This window comes from Vibrio sp. 704 (assembly GCF_033339295.1).
In genome coordinates this window covers 1-509 of the sequence record NZ_JAWOUH010001054.1, presented here as the reverse complement: position 1 = coordinate 509, position 509 = coordinate 1, and the positions used below count along the sequence as shown (strand labels likewise).

Genomic DNA, 509 nt, shown 5'->3' with positions numbered 1-509 from the left:
CTCGTTCGGCTATTGTCGAAACTGGTGCCAGAAGAAGTACCAGAGCCGATCGCAGCACCAAAAACAAATACCACAGTTCAATCAACCTCTTCAGCTGTTAGTCCACAAGTAGTGGCAGCGATTTCAGCGGCGATTCATCAACATCGCGCTTCAATCGCGAAGTAGCCGAATATAGGATTAAAAAGGAGTTTAAGAGCATGTCTAAACCACTAGCTATTACCGATGTGGTCCTTCGAGACGCCCATCAATCACTGTTTGCTACGCGTATGCGTATCGAAGATATGCTGCCTATCGCAGCTGAGTTAGATAAGATTGGATACTGGTCCCTCGAAACCTGGGGTGGTGCAACGTTTGATTCGTGTATTCGATTCCTTGGGGAAGACCCTTGGGAGCGTCTACGTGAGTTGAAAAAGGCGATGCCAAATACACCAATGCAAATGCTACTGCGTGGTCAAAACCTTTTAGGATATCGCCATTATGCTGATGACGTAGTAGAGAAGTTCGTTGAG

1 protein-coding gene and 1 pseudogene are annotated in these 509 nt (G+C 46.8%); both read left to right on the top strand.

Going from position 1 to position 509, the window contains the following annotated elements:
- The coding region (locus R7R24_RS30615) for an OadG family transporter subunit (protein ID WP_318120703.1) at positions 1–165 on the top strand (165 nt) is incomplete at its 5' end.
- A gap of 32 nt (positions 166–197) precedes the next feature.
- Positions 198–509 (top strand): annotated as a pseudogene (locus tag R7R24_RS30610) (oxaloacetate decarboxylase); the annotation flags it as partial.